Annotated in this window: 9 protein-coding genes; 5 read left to right on the plus strand and 4 right to left on the minus strand. The window is 70.1% G+C overall.

Annotated elements, in window-relative coordinates:
• Positions 1 to 137: 137 nt before the first annotated feature.
• Positions 138 to 539, plus strand: coding sequence for an Hsp20/alpha crystallin family protein (locus VGD44_RS12125; protein ID WP_331087298.1), 402 nt, complete (start codon positions 138 to 140; stop codon positions 537 to 539).
• Positions 540 to 544: 5 nt separating this feature from the next.
• The gene (gene lon / locus VGD44_RS12130) at positions 545 to 2,941 is read left to right on the plus strand and encodes an endopeptidase La (RefSeq protein ID WP_331087300.1); all 2,397 of its coding nucleotides are present in this window, start codon (positions 545 to 547) and stop codon (positions 2,939 to 2,941) included.
• A gap of 140 nt (positions 2,942 to 3,081) precedes the next feature.
• On the opposite strand, the gene VGD44_RS12135 is transcribed toward lon, so the two are convergent.
• Both VGD44_RS12135 and polX read right to left on the minus strand, forming a co-directional pair.
• Positions 3,082 to 4,851 (minus strand): adenosylcobalamin-dependent ribonucleoside-diphosphate reductase, encoded by a 1,770-nt coding sequence (locus tag VGD44_RS12135; RefSeq protein WP_331087302.1) that lies wholly within the window; start codon positions 4,849 to 4,851, stop codon positions 3,082 to 3,084.
• Entirely contained in the window at positions 4,799 to 6,541 is a 1,743-nt protein-coding gene (gene polX / locus VGD44_RS12140) for a DNA polymerase/3'-5' exonuclease PolX (protein ID WP_331087304.1), read from the minus strand. The genes VGD44_RS12135 and polX overlap by 53 nt, the downstream gene beginning before the upstream one ends.
• Positions 6,542 to 6,935: 394 nt before the next feature.
• Between polX and VGD44_RS12145 the strand changes: the two genes are divergently transcribed.
• Positions 6,936 to 7,349, plus strand: a complete 414-nt coding sequence (locus tag VGD44_RS12145) for a CBS domain-containing protein (protein WP_331087306.1) — start codon at positions 6,936 to 6,938, stop codon at positions 7,347 to 7,349.
• A 116-nt stretch (positions 7,350 to 7,465) separates the two neighbouring features.
• On the plus strand, positions 7,466 to 8,128 hold the full coding sequence (locus tag VGD44_RS12150; RefSeq protein ID WP_331087308.1) for a dienelactone hydrolase family protein: 663 nt from the start codon (positions 7,466 to 7,468) through the stop codon (positions 8,126 to 8,128).
• On the opposite strand, the gene VGD44_RS12155 is transcribed toward VGD44_RS12150, so the two are convergent.
• Positions 8,125 to 8,379: a hypothetical protein gene (locus VGD44_RS12155; protein ID WP_331087310.1), complete on the minus strand. Its 255-nt coding sequence runs from the start codon at positions 8,377 to 8,379 to the stop codon at positions 8,125 to 8,127. The two genes, VGD44_RS12150 and VGD44_RS12155, sit on opposite strands and share 4 nt — an antisense overlap.
• Before the next feature lie 28 nt (positions 8,380 to 8,407).
• Between VGD44_RS12155 and VGD44_RS12160 the strand changes: the two genes are divergently transcribed.
• Positions 8,408 to 9,586: a CapA family protein gene (locus VGD44_RS12160; RefSeq protein WP_331087312.1), complete on the plus strand. Its 1,179-nt coding sequence runs from the start codon at positions 8,408 to 8,410 to the stop codon at positions 9,584 to 9,586.
• A 518-nt stretch (positions 9,587 to 10,104) separates the two neighbouring features.
• Here VGD44_RS12160 and VGD44_RS12165 read toward each other — a convergent pair.
• Positions 10,105 to 10,336 (minus strand): TCP-1/cpn60 chaperonin family protein (locus VGD44_RS12165; RefSeq protein WP_331087314.1); only part of this gene is annotated, 232 nt, incomplete at its 5' end.

Genomic DNA, 10,336 nt, shown 5'->3' on the forward strand with positions numbered 1-10,336 from the left:
ATGACGGCGAACCGAGCCGCTGTCTCAGTGGCTTCGAGGAGCTCCCTTACCGACGCGACCCTTCCCGCGCCCTCGCTTGATAGTGGTCAAATCCAGCCGCTCGGGTGTTGTGTCATGGAGACGCTCTGGAGAAGCGCATGAACGACCGACGTGAATGGATGTGGGCCAGCGCCTTGGACACGCTCGTGCGCGCAGAACGCCTTCATCAGCAACTCTTCCGCCCGGCGGGCGGCCAGGTGCGCACCGCCAATTGGGAGCCCCCCCTGGACATCCTGGAGACCGACCATGAGGTCCTGGTGGTGGCGGCGCTGCCGGGCGTGCCGCCGGACCAGGTGACGGTGCGGATCGAGGGCCCCAGCCTGGTGATCTCCGGCGAGCGGCCAGTCCCGGCCGTGCTGCGAACGGCGGTGATCCACCGCATGGAGCTGCCCCAAGGCCGGTTCGAGCGGCGGGTCCCGCTGCCGCCCGGCCTCTACCACTCACCCTCCGTCCAGGTCGCGGACGGGTGCTTGATCATCCGTCTCAGCAAGGCTGGGTGAGCAACATGTCCGAAGCCGTCTCGTCAAAGTCGCCGGCAACCACCGCGGTGGCCCCTCCCGATCCACCCGCCGACGCCTTCATTGTCCTGCCTATGCGGAACATGGTGCTGTTTCCTGGCGTGGTCGCACCGGCGACCGTCGGACGGCCCAGCTCCGTGGCCGCCGTCCAGCAGGCGGTTCGCGAACAGCGTCAGGTGCTCGTCGTCCTGCAGCGCGACCCCACCGTGGACGACCCGGATCAGTCCGGCCTGCACGAGATCGGCGTTCTCGCCAACATCCTGCGTTATGTCACCGCCCCGGACGGGGGCCACCACCTGATCCTCCAGGGGGTCCAAAGGTTCAGCATCACGGAGACCCTGCCGGGCTGGTCTTACCTGGTGGCGCGCGGTGAGGCCCTGGCCGAGCCCACGTCGACCAGTGCTGAAGTCGAGGCGCGCTTCCACAATCTCAAGCAGCAGGCCTTGGAGGCGGTGGCGCTGCTGCCCCAGGCGCCGGAGGAACTGGGCCAGTCCATCCAGGCGATCGAGGCGCCCGGCGCGCTGGCCGACATCACCGCCGCCTACATGGACACCAAACCCTCGGAGAAGCAGGAAATCCTGGCGGCGCTCGATGTCCTGGAGCGGCTCGCGAAGGCCTCAAAGCTGTTGGCGCATCGACTGGAGGTCCTGCGGCTCTCGGCGGAAATCGGGCGTCAGACCCAGGAGGCCTTCAGCCAGCGCCAGCGTGAGGCGGTGCTGCGCGAGCAGCTTGCCGCCATCCAGCGCGAACTCGGCGAGGGGGAAGGACAGGGTCAGGAGATCGCCGACCTGGAGGTCGCCATCGACAAGGCCGCAATGCCCCCGGAGGCCGATGCACAGGCGCGCAAGGAGTTGCGGCGCCTGCAGCGCATGCCCGACGCCAGCGCCGAATACGGCATGATCCGCACCTACCTCGACTGGCTGATCGAGCTGCCCTGGGCCCAGCCGGAGCCGAAGCCGATCGACATCGCCGAGGCTCGGCGGATCCTCGACGAGGACCACTACGGCCTTGAGAAGGTCAAGACGCGGATGATCGAGTACCTTGCGGTCCGCAAGCTCGCGCCGGAAGGCAAGGCCCCCATCCTTTGCTTCGCCGGACCGCCCGGCGTCGGCAAGACGTCGCTCGGCCAGTCCATCGCCCGGGCCATGGGACGGAAATTTGCGCGCATCAGCCTGGGCGGCGTCCACGACGAGGCGGAAATCCGCGGCCACCGCCGCACCTATGTCGGCGCGCTTCCTGGCAACATCATCCAGGCCGTCCGCAAGGCCGGCGCCCGTGACTGCGTGCTGATGCTGGACGAGATCGACAAGCTGGGCGCGGGCGTCCACGGGGACCCGTCGGCCGCAATGCTCGAGGTCCTCGACCCGGAGCAGAACGGCGCGTTCCGCGACAACTATCTCGCCCTGCCCTTCGACCTCAGCCGCGTGGTGTTCATCGCCACGGCGAACATGCTCGAGACCGTGCCAGGGCCGCTGCGCGACCGGATGGAGATCATCTCCCTTCCCGGCTACACGGCCGGCGAGAAGCTGGAGATCGCCAAGCGCTATCTTGTCCGGCGTCAGCTCGAGGCGAACGGCCTTGAGGCCGCGAAGGCTGAAATCGACGAAGCGGCGCTGCGCTCGATCATCGAGACATATACGCGCGAGGCCGGCGTACGCGGCCTTGAACGGGAAATCGGCCGCGCGCTGCGCCACGCGGCGCTCCGGATCGCCGAGGGCTCGGCCACGCACGTTCGCATTGGCCCGGAGGATCTGGTCGACGTCCTGGGCCAGCCCCGGTTCGAGAACGAGGTCGCCATGCGCACCGCGGTCCCGGGCGTCGCCACCGGCATGGCCTGGACGCCGGTGGGCGGGGACATCCTGTTCATCGAAGCGGCCAAGACCCCGGGCAAGGGGCGCCTGATCCTCACCGGCCAGCTGGGCGAGGTGATGAAGGAGAGCGCCCAGGCGGCGCTCAGCCTGGTGAAGACCCATGCCGGCGCCTTGGGCGTCGATCCGGCGCTATTCGAGCAGAACGACATCCACGTCCATGTGCCGGCGGGAGCCACGCCCAAGGACGGACCCAGCGCCGGCGTCGCCATGTTCATGGCGCTGGCGTCGCTGCTCGGCGGCCGTACGGTCCGCAGCGACACCGCCATGACCGGCGAGATCAGCCTTCGCGGCCTCGTGCTGCCCGTGGGCGGCATCAAAGAGAAGGTTGTCGCTGCCGCCGCGGCCGGCGTGAAGCGCGTGCTGCTGCCGGCCCGCAACCGACGAGACCTCGATGAGATTCCCAAAGAAGCGCGCGAGCAATTGACGTTCGTCTGGCTCGAGCGGATCGAAGATGCGGTCGCTGCCGCCCTCGACGCGCCGGTCAAGGGCGGGGGCGAGGCGCACGCCGCTTAGTGAGGGGTCTCGTCAACTCAGCTGACGCAGGTCCCCGATCCCGGGAAAGCCACTGTCGAGAAGCTCGATCCGGGAGTGGCCGAAGGTTCGGATCGTGGAGACGGAAGGGGAGAAGGGTCCCCAGGCCTCCACGGCGCACCTCAGCGGCAAGCACCGTCGCTGGCTGAGGGGTCGCCAACACAAGGCTCCCCGGCTGGGACGATCACGTCGGCGCGGACCGCGCGGAAGGCGGTGCATCCCTTGAGTCCGCGGGCATAGGCGCCGTCGTAGATCGCGGCGAACGCCTCGAAGGACAGGTCAGCCGGCACATTCACCGTCTTCGAGATCGCGTTGTCCACGAAACGCTGCAGCGCCGCCTGCATGTCGAGATGGGCGGCGATGGACAGCTCGCGGGCGGCCACAAAGGCCGGCGGCGCGCCGTCGGTTCGCCCGTTCATCCTGCGCCACAGCGCCAGGGAGAAGGCGGGCGAGCGGATGATCCTCGCCTCGCCGCCCGCGCCCCGGATCCGCCGGTCCTGCACGGCGGCGAAGATGGGCTCCAGTCCGGTGGAGACACCCTCGGCGAGGAGGCTGATCGAGCCGGTCGGCGCGATGGCCAGCAGATGGCTGTTGCGAAGTCCGTGCGCGGCGATCGCGTCGCGCATCTCGGCCGGCAGAGCCCGGGCGAAGTCGCCGTCGAGATATCGGTCGCGATCGAAGGCCCCGAAGGGCGCCTTCTCCTGCGCCAGGGCCGCCGACGCCCGATACGCGGCATCCCGCACCGTGCGCATGACCTCGCCGGCCACGCGCAGCGACGGCTCATCGCCATACCGCAGGCCCAGCATCACCAGCGCGTCGGCGAGCCCGGTGACGCCGAGGCCGATCCGCCGGGTCACGCGGGCCGTCGTCGCCTGCAGCGGCAGCGGGTAGGCGGAGACGTCGATCACGTTGTCCAGCAGGCGCGCCGCCACGGCCGTCGTCTGGGCCAGGTGCTCGAGGTCCAGCCGCGCGCCCGACGCGAAGGGCTCGCGGACGAAGCGGGTGAGGTTGAGCGACCCCAGAACGCAGGCGCCGTAGACCGGCAGAGGAATCTCCCCGCAGGGATTGGTGACCGCGAGGGTCTCGCACCAGGACAGCGGGTTCGCTGCGTTGATGCGGTCGACGAACAGCACACCGGGGTCGCCGGTTTCGTAGGCGCAGCGCAGGATCCGGTCCCAAAGAGCCCGCGCCGGCGCCGTCCTGACCACCGGCCCGGTCGCGACCGGGAAGCGCAGCGGCCACGCCCCGTCGTCGCGCACGGCCGCCATGAAGGCGTCCGTCACCGCGATGGACAGATTGAACCGGCTGAGCGCGCCGGGCGCGGCCTTCGCCGCCGCGAAGGCTTCCACGTCGGGATGGTCGCAGCGGAGGGCTCCCATTAGCGCCCCCTTCCGCGCCGCGGACGCCAGGTGGACCCGGCAGGCCGTGTCCCAAAGGTCCAGATATGCGACCGGTCCCGGCGACGGCTGCGTTCCCGCGGACCAGCCGCGCGGCGGCGCCGCGGAGAAGTCGCAGCCGACGCCGCCGCCGGCCCGGAGGGTGGCTACGCTCTCGCGGAGCGCCAGACTGGAGGCTTCGGCGTCCTCGCTGGGCCCGGGCAGCACGAAGCAGTTGAAGAGCACCGCGCCCGGACGGTCCGCCCCGGCCTGGATACGTCCGCCCGGCAGGAACCGGAAATCTTCCAGGAGGGCGCGGAAGCGGCGTCGCCAGAGACCGGCATCGCGATCCGCCGCGGCCGTCGCCTTCGCGATGCGGGCCCAGCTGTCGGCCACGGTCCGCTCGCCGGCGCTCCGGTACTTGGCCTCCCACACGAAGCGGGACAGCTCAGGCCCCGAGAGCTCAGCGAACGAGGAGGGTCCGCAGGTCAGGCCAGGTTCGAGTGTTGAGGACATCGTTCGGCTCCAGCCACCCCCGACGCGCCTGGTCGACGCCGAAGCGGATGTTGGCGAGGCCCACGCTCGAGTGAGCGTCCGAGCCCACGGCGATCAGGACGCCGGCCGCCTTGGCGGCGCGCGCATGGACGTCGTCGAGGTCGAGGCGGCTCGGATGGGCGTTGACCTCCAGGAAGCAGCCCCGGTCCTTCGCGCCCGCGATCACCTTGTCCAGGTCCACCTGGTAGCCGGTCCGCTCGCCGATCAGGCGGCCGGTCGGGTGGGCCAGGATGTGGACGTGGCGGTTGTCCATGGCTTTCAGGAGGCGCTCGGTCTGCGCCGCGGCCGGCAGGGCGAAGTCCGAATGCACCCCCGCCGTCACCACATCCAGTCGCGCCAGCAGGCGGTCCGGCAGGTCAAGCCGGCCATTCTTCAGGATGTCCACCTCGCAGGACTTCAGCACCCGGATGCCCGGCCCGCGCGCGTTCAGGGCGTCGATCTCGTCGAGCTGGGCCGAAAGGCGCGCAGGATCGAGTCCGTGGGCGATCACCGCGTGCCGGGAGTGGTCGCTGATCGCCAGGTACTCATAGCCCAGGGCCCGCGCCGCCTCGACCATCTCTGCGAGCGTGCTCTTGCCGTCGGAGGCGCGCGTGTGGACGTGGAGGTCGCCCTTGAGGTCCGCGCGCTGGACGAGGGTCGGCAGCCGCCCCGCCTCGGCGGCGTCGAGCTCGCCACGATCTTCCCGGAGTTCCGGCGGGATGAGGGGGAGGCCGACCGCGCGGTACACGTCGGCCTCCGTGCGTCCGGCAAGCCTCGCCTCGCCCCGAAAGACGCCGTATTCGTTGACCTTCAGGCCTCGGCCCTGGGCCCGCTTCCGCAGGGCGATGTTGTGCGCCTTCGAACCCGTGAAATAGACGAGGGCGGCGCCGAAGCTCTCGTCGGGGACCACGCGCAGGTCGACCTGCAAGCCGTTGCGCAACACCGCCGTAACCCGGGTCGGCCCCTTGGCGAGGACCTTCACCACCTCCGCATAGCCGACGAATCCATCGGTGATCGACGGGGGGCCGCTGGCCAGGATGTCGAGGTCGCCCACCGTCTCGCGGCGCCGACGATAGCTCCCCGCCACCACCGCCTCGCCCACGCCCGGGAGGGCCTTGACGTGTTCGAGCAGGCCCGCGGCATATTCCTCGGCGACGGAGATCCTCAGCCGGGTCTCGCCGGTGGCCGGCGCCGCTTTCAGGTCCCTCAGAAGGCGCTGCTCGAAGGCTTCGCCGAAGCGTGGGAGATCGCGGATTCTTCCGGCCGCGGCGGCGCGGGCGAGGTCTTCGATCGAGTTCACGCCCAGGGCATCGTGCAGGACCTTCACGCGCTTGGGACCCAATCCCGGAACCTGGGCCAGGCGGGCGAGGTCCGACGGGGTGCGCGCCTCCACGTCCTCGAGGAGCTGCAGCCGGCCGGTCCGGCAAATCTCGGCGATCTTGCCGGCGAGGTCCTCGCCAATCCCCGGCAGGTCGGCGAGGTCCTGGCCGCGCGCCAGGAGGGCCGCCACGGGTTCGGTCAGGTCCTCGATGGTCGCCGCCGCCCGGCGATAGGCGCGGATACGGAACGGATTCGCACCCTCGATCTCCAGCAGCTCGGCCAGACGATAGAAAACCTCCGCAACGTCGGCGTTGTGGACCGTCCGTCCGTCCGGTGCGACGGCAACGTTCATCGCCCGTCCCGCCGCTCGCGCGTTTCTGCCGACGCCGGCCAATGTCCGGTGATCACCTCCAGGACCGCGAGCGCCCCCGCCCGCAGGAACGCCAGGGTCTCGCAGGTCCCGCGCCAGGCGCGCCGGAGGCGGACCCACATCCGCAGCCTTGACCTCCGCGACCTTGGGACCTGCAGCTCGGAAACGGGCGTGTCGGGTGCATCAGACACAGGCGTAGTCCCGAAAGCAGCCAATGTGGGGGCTCCCGGGGAGCGCGCCTTGATCAGGCTCAAGGATTGGCTCGGGATTGCCGCGACGACGGCCTTCGAAACTTGACCTGCCTCAAGTGCGGCGCGTCCGGACGATGCAAGGCTCAGCGGCGAATCGCGCGGTGGGCGCGTGGATGGAGGCGGCCATGAAGGTCAGGGACGTGATGCACCGGGGCGCTGAGTGCCTGGACGACGACACACCCATTTCGGACGTGGCCCGGCGGATGCGGGACGCCGACGTCGGGGCCATCCCGATCAGCGCCGCCGGCGAACTGGTGGGGATCATCACCGACCGCGACATCGCCTGCCGCGCCGTCGCCGACGGCGCCGACCTGGATCAGTTGACCGCGCGTGACGTGATGTCGAAGGACGCCGTCTGTTGCGCCTACGACGACGACCTGTCCGACGCGGTGCGGATCATGGAGTCTCGGCGAATCCGACGCCTGCCGGTCATGGCCGATGGCGCCCTGGTGGGCATGCTCAGCTTGGGCGATGTCGCCAGCCGAGCCGGCGCCCCCCTGTCGGCCGAGGTGCTGCGCGCCGTCTCGAGCCACCACTGATCCAAGTCGCTGCGACGCAATGGAAGGCCCGGAATCCTTGGCCCACGGTCGCAATCTTGACCTGCATCAACGCAGCGCCTCCTGCCGCGCTAACCTGTAACCGGAGGCGCATTTCTATGTCCGACGCGAACTTGGTGCAGATTCCACCGATCGGACTCGGCGCTGAGCTTCGGGTTCCTGCGGCAGCTCGCGCCATCGTCATCTTCGCCCACGGCAGCGGTTCGAGCCGGTTCAGCCCGCGTAACCGCGCCGTCGCCGCGGGACTTGTCCATGCGGGCTTCGCGACCCTGCTCCTCGACCTGCTCACCGAGGAGGAAGCCGCCTCGCGCGCCAACGTCTTCGACATCGACCTCCTGGCGTCGCGCCTGGTGGACGCCATCGAATGGGCGCGCGAGCAGCCCGGAACCGCAGGACTGGCCGTCGCCCTGTTCGGGGCCAGCACCGGCGCGGCGGCGGCGATCAAGGCGGCTGCCCTGCGCCCAGAGGCGGTGCGCGCCGTAGTCTCCAGGGGCGGGCGAGCCGATCTAGCGGGCGCGTCTCTGGATCGGCTGACCGCGCCGACCTTGCTCATCGTAGGCGGCGACGACGAGCCTGTAATCGACCTCAACCGGCAGGCCATTGCCCGGATGAAGGGGCCCGCCGAGCTGGTCATCGTGCCAGGCGCGACGCATCTCTTCGAGGAGCCCGGAGCACTGGAGCGGGTCATCGATCTGGCCATCGCCTGGCTGGACCAGCATACGGTCGAGGCGTCGGCAGGGACGGCCGATGGCGGACCCTAGCGCTCCTCCCCGTAAGGCTCGTCCGAGAGCAGCAGGTCGTAGACCTGGGCCGCAACACCGGCGAGCGGCCGCCCTTCCCGTCCCAGGTCGTCCAGACCGCCGGCCCAACCGACGGCGGTGGCCACGTCCGCCGTGGTCGGCTTCAGGGCGAGGATGGCTTCCACCTTCCAGTCCAGAAGGTCGCCGCAGAGAGCTCGCAGCTCGTCCGCGTCGAGCGTATCCCGACCCGCCGCCGTCCGATCGTCCACCATCGCCTGCCGCCTCCAAGGAGTTGTGAGTATGCGCCCGGCGACACCCCCCGACTTGACGCCGGTCAACAGAGCGCGTGACGCGCGCGTCCGCCTGTTCCTCGGCGGCGACGTCATGACGGGCCGCGGTTTGGATCAGGTGCTGCCACACCCCGGCGATCCCGCGTTGCGGGAACGATATGTCGCTTCGGCGCTGACCTACGTAGACCTCGCCGAGCGCCGCAACGGCGCGATTCCGCGGCCGGTGGCCCCCTCCTACGTCTGGGGCGCGGCTCTCGCGGAATGGCGGCGCCTGGCCCCCGACGTCCGCCTCATCAATCTCGAGACCGCGATCACCCGCGGCGACAACTTCGCGCCGAAGGGCATCAACTACCGGATGACGCCGGAGAACGTCTCATGCCTCGCCGCCGCCGGCGTCAACGCCTGCAGCCTGGCGAACAACCACGCGCTGGACTTCGGTCCGTCGGGGCTACTGGACACGCTCGAGACGCTGCAGAACCTCGGCCTGGCCGCGAGTGGAGCCGGTAGGGACGGCGCCGCGGCCACGGCGCCAGCCATCATTCCGCTCCCCGGCCGGTCCGCCCGCGTGATCCTCGCGGCTGCGGCGTTCGAGGACAGCGGCGTCCCCCCGGCCTGGCGCGCGGGACCGCGAAAGCCCGGTGTCAACCTGGTAGAGCCCAGCGAGGCCGCGGCGCGGGCCCTTGCCGCCACGATCGCCGAGGTGCGCGGGCCCGGAGACCTGGCCGTGGCGTCGATCCACTGGGGCTCCAACTGGGGCTATCAGGTCCCCGAGGGTCACCGGCGCTTCGCCCATGCCCTGATCGACACGGGACAGGTGGCCGTGGTCCACGGCCACTCCTCGCATCATCCGCGGCCGATCGAGGTCTACCGCGACCGGCTCATCCTCTACGGCTGCGGGGACTTCCTCAACGACTACGAGGGCATCGCCGGCTACGAGGCGTTCCGCGGCGATCTCGTCGCCATGTACTTCGTCGACCTCGACGGCGAGGGCCGTCTCTTGCGGCTCGAACTCTCACCCCTCGCCATCCGGCGCTTCCAGCTCGTCCGCCCGAACGACGACGACGCGCGCTGGCTTCGGGAGCGGCTGAGCGAGGAGAGCCGGGCGTTCGGTGTGAGCCTCGAACCGGACGAGTCCGGGCGCCTGATTGCGACATGGGAAGTCCTGTCGAAGGCCGCACTCCGGCCATGACATCCGCGCAGCGCCCCGCCTTCTTGACCTGCGGCGACGTCGCCGACGTGTGCGCAGAGCGCGCTCTCAACCTGCCGGAAAGTCAGCCTAAGTCTTGACGCAGATCACCGCGGGCGGGTCGGGGCCTGCGCGTCTTGGGGCTGCGCGATGGCGCGGCGACGCGCGCGTTCGGATCACGCCGCAGCGCGGAGCCTTGACCTATGCTGCACGACATCGGCGCAGACCAGGCGGTGATCGTGAACGCGCTCGAAAGCGGCGCGGCGACCGGGGTTGAGCGGCCGCTCAGGCGGATCGACACGCGCATGTCCCACCTCTTCCTGGGCGCGGTGCGGGGGTACAAAGCTGAAGCGAGACCGTCGGCCATCGCGCTCGCCCAGGCCGATGCTGGGCGAGGCATGGTGTGTGGTCGATGCCGAACGTCCATCGGGGGTCATCGCCGAGGACGCACGCCGCCAACTCGCATAACCTCGGCCGGCTCCCGGCGACGTCACGCACACGGGACGCGCCTGTTTTGCGGCCTAGAACTCGGCCTCGAGGTCGTCGACGTCTTCCGGACCTCTACCCCGCGGCCGTGCGGGCGGCCTCGGCTTATCATGCACCACCACCTGGGTCGTGATCAGAAGGCCGGCGACGGAGGCGGCGTTCTGCAGGGCGAGGCGCGCCACCTTGGTCGGGTCGATCACACCCGCCGCGAACAGATCGCCGTAGACGCCGTTCTGCGCATCGAATCCATGGTTGGTGTCGGTCGAC

Source organism: Phenylobacterium sp. (assembly GCF_036402295.1).
In the GTDB taxonomy this organism is placed as follows: domain Bacteria; phylum Pseudomonadota; class Alphaproteobacteria; order Caulobacterales; family Caulobacteraceae; genus Phenylobacterium.